The organism is Parafrigoribacterium mesophilum (assembly GCF_039652555.1).
GTDB classification, from domain to species: Bacteria; Actinomycetota; Actinomycetes; order Actinomycetales; family Microbacteriaceae; genus Parafrigoribacterium; species Parafrigoribacterium mesophilum.
In genome coordinates this window covers 781635-795737 of record NZ_JBDJAF010000001.1, presented here as the reverse complement: position 1 = coordinate 795737, position 14103 = coordinate 781635, and the positions used below count along the sequence as shown (strand labels likewise).

At 66.3% G+C, this 14103-nt stretch carries 18 protein-coding genes; 16 read left to right on the top strand and 2 right to left on the bottom strand.

What is annotated here, in order from left to right:
- Positions 1 to 14 precede the first annotated feature (14 nt).
- From ABFX56_RS03780 to trmD, 7 genes are all read left to right on the top strand, one after another.
- The gene (locus tag ABFX56_RS03780) at positions 15 to 923 is read left to right on the top strand and encodes an META domain-containing protein (RefSeq protein WP_346231938.1); all 909 of its coding nucleotides are present in this window, start codon (positions 15 to 17) and stop codon (positions 921 to 923) included.
- 9 nt (positions 924 to 932) lie between these two features.
- Positions 933 to 1733 carry an LLM class F420-dependent oxidoreductase gene (locus tag ABFX56_RS03775; RefSeq protein ID WP_346231937.1) on the top strand — a complete coding sequence of 267 codons (801 nt, stop codon included), beginning with the start codon at positions 933 to 935 and terminating at the stop codon, positions 1731 to 1733.
- Positions 1734 to 1764: 31 nt separating this feature from the next.
- Positions 1765 to 2700 (top strand): DMT family transporter, encoded by a 936-nt coding sequence (locus ABFX56_RS03770; RefSeq protein WP_346231936.1) that lies wholly within the window; start codon positions 1765 to 1767, stop codon positions 2698 to 2700.
- A gap of 126 nt (positions 2701 to 2826) precedes the next feature.
- Entirely contained in the window at positions 2827 to 3300 is a 474-nt protein-coding gene (rpsP, locus tag ABFX56_RS03765; protein ID WP_346231935.1) for a 30S ribosomal protein S16, read from the top strand.
- A gap of 4 nt (positions 3301 to 3304) precedes the next feature.
- On the top strand, positions 3305 to 3541 hold the full coding sequence (locus ABFX56_RS03760; protein WP_346231934.1) for an RNA-binding protein: 237 nt from the start codon (positions 3305 to 3307) through the stop codon (positions 3539 to 3541).
- 22 nt (positions 3542 to 3563) lie between these two features.
- The gene (gene rimM / locus ABFX56_RS03755; RefSeq protein ID WP_428834395.1) at positions 3564 to 4154 is read left to right on the top strand and encodes a ribosome maturation factor RimM; all 591 of its coding nucleotides are present in this window, start codon (positions 3564 to 3566) and stop codon (positions 4152 to 4154) included.
- 6 nt (positions 4155 to 4160) lie between these two features.
- Entirely contained in the window at positions 4161 to 4859 is a 699-nt protein-coding gene (gene trmD, locus ABFX56_RS03750) for a tRNA (guanosine(37)-N1)-methyltransferase TrmD (protein ID WP_346231932.1), read from the top strand.
- Positions 4860 to 5003: 144 nt separating this feature from the next.
- Here trmD and map read toward each other — a convergent pair whose 3' ends face one another.
- Positions 5004 to 5771, bottom strand: a complete 768-nt coding sequence (gene map, locus ABFX56_RS03745; protein WP_346231931.1) for a type I methionyl aminopeptidase — start codon at positions 5769 to 5771, stop codon at positions 5004 to 5006.
- Positions 5772 to 5823: 52 nt separating this feature from the next.
- Between map and ABFX56_RS03740 the strand changes: the two genes are divergently transcribed.
- The 9 genes from ABFX56_RS03740 to ABFX56_RS03700 all read left to right on the top strand — a co-directional run bounded on the left by ABFX56_RS03740 (position 5824) and on the right by ABFX56_RS03700 (position 13017).
- Complete coding sequence (locus ABFX56_RS03740; RefSeq protein ID WP_346231930.1) at positions 5824 to 6321, top strand: MFS transporter; 498 nt, start codon at positions 5824 to 5826, stop codon at positions 6319 to 6321.
- Positions 6322 to 6500: 179 nt separating this feature from the next.
- Positions 6501 to 6851, top strand: a complete 351-nt coding sequence (gene rplS, locus ABFX56_RS03735; RefSeq protein WP_346231929.1) for a 50S ribosomal protein L19 — start codon at positions 6501 to 6503, stop codon at positions 6849 to 6851.
- A 139-nt stretch (positions 6852 to 6990) separates the two neighbouring features.
- Entirely contained in the window at positions 6991 to 7725 is a 735-nt protein-coding gene (gene lepB / locus ABFX56_RS03730) for a signal peptidase I (RefSeq protein WP_346231928.1), read from the top strand.
- Positions 7726 to 8391 (top strand): ribonuclease HII, encoded by a 666-nt coding sequence (locus ABFX56_RS03725; protein WP_346231927.1) that lies wholly within the window; start codon positions 7726 to 7728, stop codon positions 8389 to 8391.
- A gap of 67 nt (positions 8392 to 8458) precedes the next feature.
- Positions 8459 to 8782: a DUF2469 family protein gene (locus tag ABFX56_RS03720; protein WP_346231926.1), complete on the top strand. Its 324-nt coding sequence runs from the start codon at positions 8459 to 8461 to the stop codon at positions 8780 to 8782.
- Between the two features lie 114 nt (positions 8783 to 8896).
- On the top strand, positions 8897 to 9253 hold the full coding sequence (locus tag ABFX56_RS03715) for a YraN family protein (RefSeq protein WP_346233138.1): 357 nt from the start codon (positions 8897 to 8899) through the stop codon (positions 9251 to 9253).
- Positions 9253 to 10788 carry a YifB family Mg chelatase-like AAA ATPase gene (locus ABFX56_RS03710; protein ID WP_346231925.1) on the top strand — a complete coding sequence of 512 codons (1536 nt, stop codon included), beginning with the start codon at positions 9253 to 9255 and terminating at the stop codon, positions 10786 to 10788. The genes ABFX56_RS03715 and ABFX56_RS03710 overlap by 1 nt, the downstream gene beginning before the upstream one ends.
- On the top strand, positions 10785 to 12023 hold the full coding sequence (dprA, locus tag ABFX56_RS03705) for a DNA-processing protein DprA (RefSeq protein ID WP_346231924.1): 1239 nt from the start codon (positions 10785 to 10787) through the stop codon (positions 12021 to 12023). Before ABFX56_RS03710 ends, dprA begins: the two co-directional genes overlap by 4 nt.
- 22 nt (positions 12024 to 12045) lie before the next feature.
- A complete protein-coding gene (locus ABFX56_RS03700) occupies positions 12046 to 13017 on the top strand; it encodes a tyrosine recombinase XerC (RefSeq protein WP_428834394.1) in 972 nt (323 codons plus the stop codon).
- Positions 13018 to 13447: 430 nt separating this feature from the next.
- Here the strand turns inward: ABFX56_RS03700 and ABFX56_RS03695 are convergent, their stop codons facing one another.
- Positions 13448 to 13984 (bottom strand): M23 family metallopeptidase, encoded by a 537-nt coding sequence (locus ABFX56_RS03695; RefSeq protein WP_346231923.1) that lies wholly within the window; start codon positions 13982 to 13984, stop codon positions 13448 to 13450.
- Between the last annotated feature and the right edge of the window lie 119 nt (positions 13985 to 14103).

The window sequence follows — 14103 nt, the reverse complement described above, 5'->3', positions numbered from 1 at the left end:
ACTACCGTGGTGGCATGAAGCGCCTCGTTGGCACGATCTTTGCCGCGCTGATGTGCGTGCCGTTGCTGGCCGGATGCGCGTCCGCACGCAGTGGTGAAACCCCGCCCGGAGGTGAGCCGCCCCACAACCCCGCAGCGCCGCCGGTCGCCGGGCCAGGACCGGGCGGAGTATCACCGGCCATCGGACTGGTGAACCTGTGGCGCGTGTCCGGCGCCGAGGGAGAGGCCGCCGACACCTGGTTACGCCTGGACGCCCAGGAGTTCCAACTGTGGCGGGACTGCGGCATGATCACCGGCTCGTGGAAGGCGTCCTCTGGACTCTTCCTCGCCGCCGCGTGGGGCGCGATGGGGGACTGCGCGACCGGAAGCTTGCCCTTCGTGCCATGGCTCGAGGACGTCACCGGATACGCGGCCACCGCCGGCGGCTTCAAACTGAGCGATTCCGCGGGACGAGTTCTCGCCTCCCTCACCGGTGACGGCGCGCCGCAACCGATTCCCGCCGCAGCCGAGTTCTATACGAAACCGCCCAGGATCACCCCCGAGCTGCAGAAGGCGTTGCGCACGCCATCGAAACTCGCCGCGCAGCTCACGCCGGCGACGGTCCAGACGCTGCTGGGCACCTGGGTGCCTGTGGCCTACGCGGTGAAAACCAACCCGCACGTCACGTTCACCGACAACGGCCGGTGGACCGGGTCCGACGGCTGCAACGGTGCACAGGGCCGCTGGGTGGTGGGTCGAGACGGCGAGTTGCTCACGACATCCGGCCCGTCCACCCTGATCGGCTGCGAGGGCGCACCGGTGCCTGCCTGGGTCGCCCAGGCCACCGCGGCCGGCTTCGACCGCGCCGGATCCGATGCGGCCCGGCTGCTCCTGTTCGACCGGGACGGCAATGAAATCGGCCGGCTGAAGCGCGGCTCGTTCTAGTCTTACCGGATGAGAAAGTCCCGGCCGATCAGGATCGGCGTGCAAGTCGCGCAACAGCACTCGGATTACCAGGCAATCCGTGACACCGTGGCCCGGCTGGAGGAACTCGGTGTCGACATCGTGTTCAACTGGGACCACTTCTTCCCGCTGAGCGGCGACCCCGCCGGGTTGCACTTCGAGTCCTGGACCATGCTCGCCGCCATGGCCGAGCAGACCAGCCGGGTGCAACTCGGCGCGCTGGTCAGCTGCAACAGCTACCGGAATGCCAACCTCCAGGCTGACATGGCCAGAACCATCGACCACATCAGTGCGGGTCCGGATGGCGTCGGCCGCTTCATCTTCGGGGTTGGTGCCGGCTGGTTCCGTCACGACTACGACGAGTATGGCTACGATTTCGGCACCCCGGGCACCCGGCTGAACGCCCTGGCCGCCAGCCTCCCGGTGGTCGAGGCGCGGTGGGCGAAGCTCAACCCGCCGCCAACGAGGAAGATCCCGGTGCTGATCGGCGGCGGCGGCGAAAAGAAGACGCTGCGCATCGTCGCCCGGCATGCCGACATCTGGCACAGCTTCAGCGACGCGGCCACGCTTCAGCGCAAGCTGAGCATCCTCGCCCAGCATGGCAGGGACGTCGGGCGCGACACGGACGAGATCGAAGTGTCCACCGAGATCCGCCGACGCTCTGCCGCCGAAGCCGACGAACTGGTCGAACTCGGTGCGTCGCTGTTCACCGTGGGCATCTCCGGTCCCGCCTACGATCTTGCGCCGGTGCACAAGTGGCTCGCCTGGCGCGACATCCACAATGCCGGCTGACCTGCGCGGCGTTCGTTGCTACCGTGAGACCGTGACTCTTCCGAGAACGGCCATCGCCCGCCCGACGTTGCCTCCGCGGGTCTTGGTGGCGATCATCGTCACCGTCATCGTGTGGGCGAGCGCGTTCGTCGTCATCCGCTGGGTATCGCCCCATTTCTCCGGCGGAGCGCTGGCGCTGGGCAGGCTGATCGTGGGTTCGTTGGCGCTGGGCCTCGTGCTCATCGGCCGGAGATGGGTCGCACCGACCCGACGGCAATGGCTGCTCATCACGGGATTCGGTGTCTGCTGGTTTGGCGGGTACAACGTCGCCTTGAACATTGGCGAGCAGACCCTGGAGGCCGGCACCGCCGCCATGGTGGTGAACATCGCACCCATTCTGATCGCTGCGGCCGCCGCGTTCTTCTTGAAGGAGCGGATCGCGAAATGGCTCATTATCGGTGGGGGAATCGCGTTCCTCGGCGTGGTACTGATTGGCGTCAGCACGGGCGCGACGGGCGTTGGCAATGGTGTCGGGATCTTGTGGTGCTTGCTGGCCGCCTTCACCTTCGCTGCGGGGGTGTTGTTCCAGAAACCGGTGCTGGGCGGCCTGCCGTCGCAGCAGGTCACCTGGCTCGGCTGCGTGATCGGCGGGATCTTCTGCCTCCCGTTCATCGGAGACCTCATCCATGAGGTTCAGGCGGCACCGGTTTCCAGCATCGCCGGCATGGTCTACCTCGGCATTTTTCCCACCGCGCTCGCGTACAGCACGTGGGCCTACGCGTTGACCAGGATGCCCGCCGGGCAGTTGGGCGTCACGACTTACGTCGTGCCGGCCATGGTCATCGTGATGGCGTTTCTCGCCTTCAGCGAGATTCCCACCGTGCTGGCCATCGTGGGAGGTGCGATCTGCCTGGTCGGCGTCGCGGTCTCCCGGCGACGTGACGCCACACCCCGTGGTCACGCCTCCCGACAAAATCTGGCAGAATAGTGAGTCGAGTCCGTGCTCGTCCGACCCTCTCATCAGACGACACCGGATCCTTTCGAGCTCGAGCCGAGTGTGCACCCCACGCTCACGGCCACCTGTTCAACCACGCAAAGAAAATTCAGGAGAATTGTGGCTGTAAAAATTCGTTTGAAGCGCCTGGGCAAGGTCCGCGCGCCGTTCTACCGAGTCGTTGTCGCCGACGCGCACACCAAGCGCGATGGGCGGGTCATCGAGGAAATCGGCAAGTACCACCCCACAGAAGAGCCGTCGCTGATTGAGATCGACTCGGAGCGTGCGCTGTACTGGCTCGGAGTCGGCGCGCAGCCGACTCCGCAGGTCGAGGCACTGCTGAAGCTCACCGGCGATTGGGGCACCTTCAAGGGTGAGAAGAACCCGAAGAACACGGTGAAGCTCAAGGAAGCGAAGGTTGCGTTCGTCGCCGACGAGAAGAAGAAGGCGGTGCTGAAGCCCAAGGCGTCGAAGGACGACGAGCCGGCCGCATCGACGAAGTCCGGCAAGTCGGACACTCCTGCGCAGGCGGATGCCGCGGCGACCGACGCCGCTGCCGCTGAGGTGGCCGCGACCGACGCCGACAAGGCCTAAATCAATGTTGTCTGCTGCCTTGGAACACCTCGTCAAGGGGATCGTCGACAACCCCGACGACGTGCATGTTGTCGCCAAGGAGTCAGCGCGCGGCGAGGTCCTCGAGGTGCGGGTGCACCCCGAGGACCTCGGCCGCGTGATCGGTCGCGCCGGTCGTACCGCGAAGGCGTTACGCAGTCTGATCACGGCCTTGGCCGATGGTCGCAAGGTTCGCGTGGACGTGGTGGACACCGATTTCTAAGGCAGCAGAAACTCAGCTGCGCGTGGGGCGCCTCACCAAGGCGCACGGGCTGAAGGGTGCCATCAAGCTCGAGCTGTACACCGACGAACCCGAGCGGCGCTTCGTCCCCGGGGCGGTGTTCACGCTCCAGGTGCCCACCGGCTCACCCTGGCACGGCAAGACCATCGAACTCGACGAGCTCAAGTGGTACAACGGGCATCCGGTCGCGTTCTTCAAAGACGTCCCCGACCGCACCGTGGCCGAGACGCTGGTCAAAGCCATCTTGTGGGTCGACCACGACCCCGCGGAACCTTCCACCGAGAACGCCTGGTACGACCACCAACTGATCGGCCTGTCGGTGCTGCGCGACGGCGCCCCGATCGGCACGATCAGCGCCATCGATCACCTGCCGGCCCAGGACCTGCTCACGGTCACCACCGGAACCGGCGACGTGCTGGTGCCCTTCGTCAGCGCCATCGTCCCGACAGTCGACATCGAGGCCGGTACCCTCACCGTGACCCCGCCGCCTGGCCTCTTCGAGGAAGTCCCCGAAGGACCCGCGAGCATCGAACCGGACAGCATCGAACCGGACAGCACCGAACCGGACAGCCCCGAACCGGACAGCACCGAGTAGGCCGCCGTGCGCATCGACATCGTCACCATTTTCCCGGAGTTCTTCTCGGTGCTGGATGTCTCGCTGCTGGGCAAGGCGCGCGAAAACGGTCTCATTGACCTCGCAGTGCACGACCTGCGCGACTACACGTTCGATCGGCACCGCACCGTGGACGACACGCCATACGGCGGCGGAGCCGGCATGGTGATGAAGCCGGAGCCGTGGGGTGAAGTGCTCGACAGCATCCTGTACGCGTCCGAGGCGCAGAACGAAACACCACCGGTGATCGTCTTCCCATCCCCGGCTGGGGAGCTGTTCACGCAGTCGCTTGCCGCTGAGCTGGCCGGCGAACATCAGCTGGTGTTCGGCTGCGGCCGCTACGAGGGCATCGACCAACGCGTCATCGACTACGCCGCCACCCGCGCCAGGGTTCGCACCGTCAGCCTCGGTGACTACGTGCTCAACGGCGGCGAGGTGGCAGCCATGGCGATGATCGAGGCCATCGGGCGACTGATCCCCGGCGTGGTGGGCAATCCGGAAAGCCTGGTCGAGGAATCGCACGTCGGCGGGCTGCTGGAGTACCCCAGCTACACCAAACCGGCGCAGTGGCGCGGGTTCGAGGTTCCGCCGGTGCTGCTCAGCGGCAACCACGGCCTCATCGCCGCGTGGCGCCACGAGCAGCAACTCGAGCGCACGCACGCCATCCGGCCCGACCTGTTGCCGTAAACCTGCCCGTCACCCTCCCCGCTCCCCGGACTTTCATCATTCAGGAGGGTGTGTGACTGCCGTGTCCAGTGGGGTTGCTGGGCAGTACATCCGTCCCGTGACTGCACTCCTGCACCACCACCTCCTGAATGATGAAAGCGGAGGTCAGCTGCGGGCGGTGAGGACGACCGGACCGCTGTCGGTGATCGCGATGGTGTGCTCGGCGTGTGCGGCCCTGGAACCGTCGATGCTGCGCAGGGTCCAGCCGTCCGGGTCGGTGAAGATCCGGTCGGTGCCTTGCATGAACCACGGTTCGATCGCGAAGACCAGCCCCGGTTGCAGTGGGAAGCCGCGGCCGGGGCGCCCGTCGTTGGGCACGTGCGGGTCGCCGTGCATGGTGTGGCCGACACCGTGCCCGCCGAAATCGGTGTTGATCCCGTAGCCGGCCGCCCTGGCCACCGCTCCGATCGCCGCTGAGACATCGCCCATCCGTTTGCCCGGCTGCGCCGCGGCGATGCCGGCGGTCAAAGCGCTGTTCACCGTGGCGATCAGTCGCAGATCCTCCTCGCGCGGCGTCCCCACGATGACGGACAGTGCGGAATCGGCGACCCAGCCGTCCACGGAGACCGCGAAGTCGAGGCTGAGCAAGTCACCGTCCCGCAGTCGGTAGTCGTGCGGCAGGCCGTGCAGGGCGGCATCGTTGACCGAGGTGCACAGCACCTTGCCGAAGGGCATCGCGCCGAAGGAGGGGTGATAATCGACGTAACAGCTGGTGGCGCCACGTTTGCGGATCAATTCCGCAGCCATAGCATCCAAGGTCCGCAGGCTCACACCAACGGCGGATGCTTGGGCCAGCTTCGCGAGGGTGTCGGCGACGAACCTGCCGGCCGGCCGCATAGCGTCGATCTCGGCGGGTGTCCTCAGCTCGATCATCGATCTCCGTTCTTCCAGCCATTCTTCACGCACCGCCGGGTACCCTGGCCCCATGGTGGCAAGGCGAGCTTTGTACTACGCGCAGTTCGGGGCGGTTCCGATTCTGCCACTGTGGCTGCTGATCGGTCGCGGCATCGTGATCGACGGCACCGGGTGGGAGTTCGTGCTGCTGCTGTTCGTGAGCCCCATTCTGGCCGTCGCGATGCTCATCGTGGTCGGCCTCACGGTGGCGCGCCGCAGCGTGCGCCGCAGCCATGCGGTGTCCTGGTTGGATGTCGGTCTTCTCAGCGCCTGGTATCTGGCGATCATCGCGGCCGGATTTGCCCAGCACCCGGTGATGGCGGTGTTGGTGGTGATGCTCGCCGTCGCCGTGTTCTGGGCGGCGATCTGGCAGTTGTACGTCGAGACCAGACGCCGAGTGCAACAGGCTTTCGCCGGGCTGACCGCGGTGCCGGCCGGCGAATACCAGGCCACACGGCAGGCTGCGCCGGGGAGCAGGATCGACGGCGCCGGACGCGGCCCGGTGATCAGAATCGATCCCAAGAGCTGACCCCGCCGGCCCGGACGGACCCCGCTGTCGCGAGCCGCCCCTCGGATATGGCAGAATTATCCCTTGTGCCTGTTGCATGACTCTGCCACAGGGGAGTCGCTTCACCTTTCTAGGCACAATCCACGTGTGCATCACCGACCCCGTCATCGACCTGTGGCGGTCACAGAGAGCGAACTACCATGAACATCCTCGATTCAGTCGACGCAGCATCGCTGCGTTCCGATATCCCCGACTTCCGCGCCGGCGACACCGTCAAGGTGCACGTCAACATCGTCGAGGGCACTCGCTCCCGGGTCCAGGTCTTCCAGGGGGTCGTCATCGGCCGCTCCGGTGACGGCCTGCGTGAAACTTTTACCGTCCGCAAGGTCAGCTTCCAAGTCGGCGTCGAGCGCACCTTCCCGGTGCACTCGCCGGTGATCGACCACATTGAGGTCGTTACCCGCGGCGACGTGCGCCGCGCGAAGCTGTACTACCTGCGCGGCCTCCACGGCAAGAAGGCCAAGATCAAAGAAAAGCGCACCTCCCACTAGAGCCCACCTCCCACTCGGGCGTACAGCTCGGGCTGGCGCCACTGGTCGGTTTCGCTCCAGCGGGAGCGAACTCGGATGCCTCACGCTGTGACGTCGCATCTAAAATGGTGAGGAACCCGGGGGCCCCATGACAGTAGAAATGCCGCCGACACGTGTTGAACGCGCGTCGCAGGACAAGCGGCGACGCACCAGAGGTGTGAAGCTGTTCATCCGCGACATCGTCGTCATCTTTCTTGCTGCCATCCTGATTTCCGTGGGAATCAAGACGTTCCTGATCCGGTCGTTCTACATTCCGTCTGGGTCGATGGAGAACACCTTGCAGGTCGACGACCGCATCATCGTCAACGAGCTGGTTCCGAACGTTGTGCCCCTGGAGCACGGCGATGTCGTGGTGTTCAAGGACCCGGGCGGATGGCTCACCCACCAACCGGCGGTGGTACAGAACCCGATTACCGCCGGGTTGGACTGGTTCCTCTCGGTCGTCGGCCTCAGCGCCCCGGACAGCAACGACCACCTGATCAAGCGCGTCATCGGATTGCCGGGGGACAAGGTCGCCTGTTGCAACGCATTCGGACAGATGACGGTCAACGGCGTATCGCTCGACGAGCCCTACCTGAAACTACCGGCGGGAGTCACCAAGGTGTCCGCCGACGATTTCTCCGTGACCGTGCCGCCCAAGTCCCTGTGGGTGATGGGCGACAATCGTTACGATTCGAAGGACTCGCGGTACAACACCGATCAGCCGGGCAAGGGCTTTGTGCCGATAGACCACCTGGTGGGTCGCGCGTTCCTGGTCAGCTGGCCGGCAAGCCACTGGACCTGGCTTGACAATTACCCCACCGTCTTTGTCGGCGTGGAGGACAAGGGGAACTGAATGGTCGTCGTCGACCCAACCTTGAAACACGAACGAGCACTTCACCGCGACGGCGTGACGTACGTGATCGGATGTGACGAGGTCGGCCGGGGGGCCATCGCCGGACCGGTCGCCGTCGGCCTGTGTGTGGTGGCCGGTCGCATCCGGAGCTTCCCGAAGGGGTTGCGGGACTCCAAAATGCTCAGTGAGAAGCATCGCGAGCTCTTGGCGCCGCAAAGCAGGAAGTGGGCGCTGCACTCGGCGGTCGGGCTGGCCACGCCACGCGAAATCGACCGACTGGGGCTGTCGATCGCTCTCGGTCTGGCCGGCAAGCGTGCCTTGGCGGCGCTGGTGGGCGCCGGGGTCGTGCTCGAGGAAAGTGTCGTGCTGCTGGACGGTTCGTACGATTACCTGAACCCGGTGCTGGCCACCAGGGTGAGGCTGGAGACCCGGGTGAAGGCCGACCAGGAGTGCGCATCGGTCGCGGCGGCATCCGTGATCGCCAAGGTGCATCGCGACCATCTGATGATCGATGCGGATGCGATGACGCCGGGCTATCTGTGGAGCGAGAACAAGGGCTACGGCAGCGCCGCTCATTTCGCGGCGATCGAGCAGCTCGGCGCGACCGATTTCCACCGCCGCAGCTGGCTGAGGCAGCCAGAGCTGCTGCAGGCCGCTCTTCTGTAAAACCAGCGGATGTCGCCCAGCCGCCGACGATCAGCAGACCGGCGGCAACCCTCGTAGGATGGCTTCAATGGACGAGGACGAGTTCGAAGATTACGACCGGGAAGTGGAACTGGCACTGTTCCGCGAGTATCGCGACGTCGTGTCGCAGTTTCGGTACGTGGTGGAGACTGAGCGCCGGTTCTACCTGGCCAACGAGGTCGAACTCGTGCGGCAGGACACCGAGCACGATTTCTACTTCGAGTTGACCATGCACGACGTATGGGTATGGGACGTGTACCGTTCCGACCGGTTCGTGAAGGCGGTGCGCGTGCTGACCTTCAAAGACGTGAACGTGGAGGAGCTGTCCTCCAAGGAGCTGGAACTGCCCAAGGAACTCGCGCTGGACGAGTAGACCCACTGTCCCGTCCTGTCCTCCACAGGACGGTGATGTTGTCGATCTGCCCCGTTCGGGCATCATCCGGTCTTGCTCGTGCGCCGTTGCGTCATCCTCGTCGTGGAGGTGGCCATGGCTGCGAAAGACATCCTCGGGGCACGGGGCGAACAGCTCGCCACCGAGCACCTCGTGCAGCGCGGCTACGTCATCCTCGAGCGCAATTGGCGCTGTCCGGCTGGTGAGATCGACATCGTCGCTCGCGACGGCGATGAGACCGTTTTCGTCGAGGTCAAGACGCGCTCCGGAACGGCTTTCGGGCATCCGCTGGAAGCGATCACCGTAGCGAAGCTCGCCAGGCTGCGCCGGCTGGCGGGAGCCTGGTGCGAGGCGCACCCGGGAAATGCATGGCGGATCCGCATCGACGCGATCGCGGTCATCGCGCCTCCCGGTGGTCTGCCGCGACTCGACCACCTGCAGGGTGTGTTCTGATGGCACTGGCGCGCACACATTCTGTTGCCTTGCTCGGATTGCACGGTGCGCTCGTCGAGATCGAAGCGGATATCTCCAGCCAACTGCCCGGTTTCGTCATCATCGGCCTGCCGGACACCTCGCTCAGCGAGGCGAAAGACCGGGTGCGTGCTGCGGTCGCGAATTCCGGGTGCGACTTTCCGAGCCGAAAACTCACCGTCAATCTCTCTCCGGCGGCGTTGCCCAAACACGGCTCCGCCTTCGATCTGGGCATCGCCCTGGCTGCGCTGGCCGCCGACCGGGTCGTCGACGCGAATTCGGTCGATCGAGTCGTGCATCTGGGCGAGCTCGGACTGGACGGACGACTCCGGCCGGTCGATGGCATCCTGCCAGCCGTGCTGGCGGCCGCGCGGGCGGGTTTCGACACGGTGATGGTCCCGACCGGCAACGCGGATGAGGCTGCCCTGGTGCCCGAGGTGCGCGTGGTCGGTGTGGCGTCGCTGCGCGATGCCGCGATCTGGCACGGGGCAGCATTCCAACCGGTTCCCGTCGAACCGCTGCGCCGTCCTGCAGTCGCCGAGCCGGTTCAGGACACCAGCGACCTGTCGGAGATCATCGGCAACGAGGACGCCGTCGAAGCCATGCTCGTCGCCGCGGCGGGCGGGCATCATGTCTTTCTCGTCGGTCCACCAGGTGCTGGCAAGACCATGCTGGCGGCCCGGTTGCCGGGCGTGCTGCCGGACCTGGATCCGCCGGCGGCGCTGGAGGTCAGTTCGATCCGATCGCTGTCCGGATTGCCGGTCGGCCGTTCTCTGGCGACGCGGCCACCGCTGGAGAGCCCGCACCACACCGCGACCGCCGCCGCGCTCGTGGGTGGCGGCAGCCGGCAGATTCGGCCCGGCGCCGCGGTGCGCGCCAACCACGGCGTGCTGTTCCTCGACGAGGCACCGGAGTTCGCCACGACCGTGCTGGATGCACTGCGGCAACCGTTGGAATCCGGCACGATCAGCATCCACCGGGCCAATGCGGTCGCCCACTTCCCGGCCCGTTTTCAACTCGTGATGGCAGCCAACCCGTGCCCGTGCGGGCAGTACGGGGGTCGCGATTCCGACTGCACCTGTGCCCCCATCGCCCGGCGGCGGTACCTGGCCAGACTTTCCGGGCCGCTGCTCGACCGCATCGACATTCAGTTCCGGGTGCGTCGGATCACCACTACGCAGCTCAGACTGGCCGACGAAACGCCGAGGCTCAGCTCGCAGGCCGCCAGGAGCCGGGTGGTGGCCGCTCGGGCCGCTGCGGCGCAACGGTTGGCCGGCACTCCCTGGTCGCTGAACTCCGAGGTCCCGGGCTCCTGGCTTCGCGGCCACCGGATGCGGCTTTCCGCCGCTGACACGGCGGCGATCGACCGTGCGCTGGAGCGAGGCGGGATCACCATGCGCGGGTACGACCGGGTGTTGCGCGTGAGCTGGACCATCGCCGATCTCGACGGCGCGGCCCGGCCTGGCGCCGACCATGTCGGTCAGGCGCTCTATCTCAGAAAGGCGATGGTCGCATGACCATGTTCGGGCTGGAAGAAACAGTGGTCACCCCGCTCATGGCGGCGGTGACGTCCGACGACGCATCCGGAGACGTTGACGAACGGTTCGCTCGCGCATCCTGGACCGGCATCGTCGAACCCGGCGACCGCCTGGCGGGTGTGTTCGTCGGTGCCGTCGGTGCCGCCAACGCTCTGAAGGCCGTGATCGAGCGTTGGAGCGTTGATCGGGTGCGCACCGCCATCACCGACGCTGGCGGCGACGACGAGAACGGCGAGGAGGTCGCCACGGCGCTGGCCCGCTGGCAGCCGAGGCTGGTGTCCGGCCCCACCATCTCGGCTCTGCGGCTCGCGGCCAGAATCGGTGCGCGGCTGGCCATCCCCGGAGATCCCGGTTGGCCCGAGGGGCTTGCGGACCTCGGCGTGTACGCGCCGATGGCGCTGTGGGTGCGCGGGAACCATTCCACGTTCGCCGCAGTCTCCAACTCGATCGCCTTGGTCGGGGCACGAGCGGCCACCGGGTATGGCGAGGGCATCACCATGGAGGCCTCTGCGGGGCTGGTGGACCGCGGGATCGCCATCGTGTCCGGCGCAGCGTACGGGATCGACGGGATGGCCCATCGCGCGGCCTTGGCCAGTTCTGGACAGACGATGGCGATCCTCGCGGGCGGCGTCGACCGTTTCTACCCGAGCGGGCACGACGCGCTGCTCGCCAGAATCGTCGAGTCCGGGGTGGTGATCTCCGAACTACCGTGCGGATCGGCGCCCACTAAGTGGAGATTTTTGCAACGCAACAGGCTCATTGCCGCCGTCAGTCAGGCAACAGTGGTGATGGAAGCCGGCTGGCGCAGCGGTTCTCTCAACACCGCTGGGCATGCCGCCACACTCGGCCGACCGCTCGGGGCGGTGCCAGGGCCGGTCACCTCCGCCATGTCGGCTGGCTGCCACAGGTTGATCCGTGACTTCGGTGCGACCTGCGTCACGAACTCTGACGAAATGGCCGAGCTGATGCCGCACTTCACCGTGAGCGACGAGTCGCCGTCCACGCCAGTCGGCGCGGGATACTCGACGGACGAAATCCGGGTGCTGGATGCGCTGAGCGCCCGCTCGCCCCGGGACGTCGACGACGTCGCCCGTCGGGCCGGACTGGCCGTCGCCTCCGTGAAAGCGGTGTTCGGGACGCTAGAAATCGACGGCATCATCGCGCAGCGGGAGAGGGGCTGGGTGAAGGGTTCGCACCAGAGCGCACGACGGTGAAGCCAGCGGATTCGACCCCCGGATGCGCGGCGCGCTGACCTTCCGCCGCATCTCCCACCCTGGATGGGGGACCATGGGGAACGTGCAGTTGACCCAGGCGATAGAGAACTTCGCGACCTACCTGCGGGCGGAACGGGGTTTCAGCGAGCACACCGTGCGCTCCTACCGGTCCGACTTGGTCGCTCTCGCCTCGTTCGCCCAGGAGTGCGGTGTCGACGACGTCGACGGAATTTCATTGGACTTGTTGCGGGACTGGCTGTGGCAGGGCTCCCAGGCTTCACTCGCCTCTGCCACGCTGGCCCGACGTTCGGCAGCAGCCCGTGCGTTGACCTCCTGGCTGGCGCGCGGGGGGGAGACAGAGACAGACGCCGCCGTCCGACTGAAGGCGCCAAAGGCCGGCCACCACCTGCCAAGGGTGCTCACTCCGGAGCAGGTCGAATCTATCTTCTCCGTACTGATGAGCCGGGCAGCTGGTGGCGACCCGGTGTCGCTGCGAAATTTGGCCGTCGTTGAACTGCTCTACGCCTCGGCGCTGCGGGTCAGCGAGGTGACCGGACTCGACCTGGACAGCTTGGACCTCGGTCGATTGACGGTACGCGTTCTGGGCAAAGGGGCAAAGGAGCGTGTGGTCCCATTCGGCGTGCCGGCCTCCCGTGCGGTCGGCGCCTACCTGGATTCCGGCCGGCCCGTGCTTGCCCTGAATTCGAGCGCTCCGGGCCCCGCATTGTTCCTCAGTCAGCACGGCGCCAGGCTCGGAGTGCGCACCGTCTACACTCTCGTGTCGGGACTGCTCGTCGGCATCCCGGGCAGTGGCCCGTCCGGCCCGCACACGCTGCGGCACACCGCGGCGACCCATCTGCTGGACGGCGGCGCGAACCTCAGGGCCGTGCAGGAGATGCTTGGCCACGCAAGTCTCGGGACTACGCAGATCTACACCCACGTGTCCACGGAGCGGCTCAAAGAGAGCTACCGGCTGGCGCATCCGCGCGCCTGAACTCGCCCCTTTTCCCAGCCCCCACCGCCACCCCCCCCAGCCCGCTGCCTGAACCCGTTTCAAGGAAAAACTGTCATTCCCACACCGACTGATTGGGATGCAGGTGGATGTTTGACAGAATCTCCGTGAAACGGGCTGCGGGCGGGAGGCTGACCGGTGGTTGTGGACCTGGCCGGAGCGACAGGTGGCCACGGATGGTTTCCCGTACTCGACGAGGCCCTTTAACCCGCCCGCGTCGCTACTGCCACCACGAACCGACACTCGCCTGCTTGCTTACCGGGCTCGGTGTGATCCATCTCACGGAGATTCGGTATCCGATGACCTCGGATGCCTGTGGAAATGTGCCTGGATGTCAGAAACTCCGTGAAACGGGTTAAGGCACCGGCGGTCTGCAGGGAGGGGAATGGTGGGTGCGGTAGATGCGCGACTACTAGGACAGGGGGCGCACGGGCAGCAATACCGAGTGCGGGATGCCGGAGAGGTACTTCAGAGGCGACACGTACTGCCCGTGCAGCCGCACTCCGAAATGCAGGCACACGGCAGCGCAGTGCCCCGGCTCCAGCGTGCCCACCCGCTCGCCGCGTCGGACAACGTCTCCGGCGGTCAACGGTGAGGTCACCGGTTCGAAGCTCGACAGCAGCCCATCCGGATGTCGGATCGACAGCACCGGCCGATTCACGACCGTCCCGACAAAATAGATTTCCCCGGCGGCCGGCGAGTACACGGCGGCTCCCGCGGGCGCCGCGAGGTCGATACCGCGGTGTCCCGGCCCATACGGCGTTGCAGGCGCGACGAAAGGCTTCACGACCAGCCATGGCGGATCGATCGGCCACTGCCAATTGAAGCCGATGGCCGAGGGTGCCGCTCCCGCGGCCGGCGGCGTGGCAGACCACAGGAGTGGCGTCACAAGCGCGAGCATGGCAGCCAAACCGATAAACCGGATCGGTCGGGTTCGCGGGAGCGGCATGCGCCCATTCTGCGACGCTGGAAACGGGGCGCAGGCGCGATACCGGCCGAACGGGGAAAGCCCGGCTGCGCCGGGGCCTGTGGAGGACAGGCACCCAGTACCGATTGTGAGGCCCGATG

Bases quoted from the DNA above. Each gene is read 5' to 3' on its own strand.
- ABFX56_RS03780 (WP_346231938.1), top strand. From the start codon at position 15: ATGAAGCGCCTCGTTGGCACGATCTTTGCCGCGCTGATGTGCGTGCCG.
- dprA (WP_346231924.1), top strand. From the start codon at position 10,785: ATGACCATGTTCGGGCTGGAAGAAACAGTGGTCACCCCGCTCATGGCG.
- ABFX56_RS03710 (WP_346231925.1), top strand. From the start codon at position 9,253: ATGGCACTGGCGCGCACACATTCTGTTGCCTTGCTCGGATTGCACGGT.
- ABFX56_RS03720 (WP_346231926.1), top strand. From the start codon at position 8,459: ATGGACGAGGACGAGTTCGAAGATTACGACCGGGAAGTGGAACTGGCA.
- lepB (WP_346231928.1), top strand. From the start codon at position 6,991: ATGCCGCCGACACGTGTTGAACGCGCGTCGCAGGACAAGCGGCGACGC.
- ABFX56_RS03775 (WP_346231937.1), top strand. From the start codon at position 933: ATGAGAAAGTCCCGGCCGATCAGGATCGGCGTGCAAGTCGCGCAACAG.
- map (WP_346231931.1), bottom strand. From the start codon at position 5,771: ATGATCGAGCTGAGGACACCCGCCGAGATCGACGCTATGCGGCCGGCC.
- ABFX56_RS03725 (WP_346231927.1), top strand. From the start codon at position 7,726: ATGGTCGTCGTCGACCCAACCTTGAAACACGAACGAGCACTTCACCGC.
- ABFX56_RS03700 (WP_428834394.1), top strand. From the start codon at position 12,046: ATGCGCGGCGCGCTGACCTTCCGCCGCATCTCCCACCCTGGATGGGGG.
- rplS (WP_346231929.1), top strand. From the start codon at position 6,501: ATGAACATCCTCGATTCAGTCGACGCAGCATCGCTGCGTTCCGATATC.
- ABFX56_RS03695 (WP_346231923.1), bottom strand. From the start codon at position 13,984: ATGCCGCTCCCGCGAACCCGACCGATCCGGTTTATCGGTTTGGCTGCC.
- ABFX56_RS03740 (WP_346231930.1), top strand. From the start codon at position 5,824: ATGGTGGCAAGGCGAGCTTTGTACTACGCGCAGTTCGGGGCGGTTCCG.
- ABFX56_RS03715 (WP_346233138.1), top strand. From the start codon at position 8,897: ATGGCTGCGAAAGACATCCTCGGGGCACGGGGCGAACAGCTCGCCACC.
- ABFX56_RS03760 (WP_346231934.1), top strand. From the start codon at position 3,305: ATGTTGTCTGCTGCCTTGGAACACCTCGTCAAGGGGATCGTCGACAAC.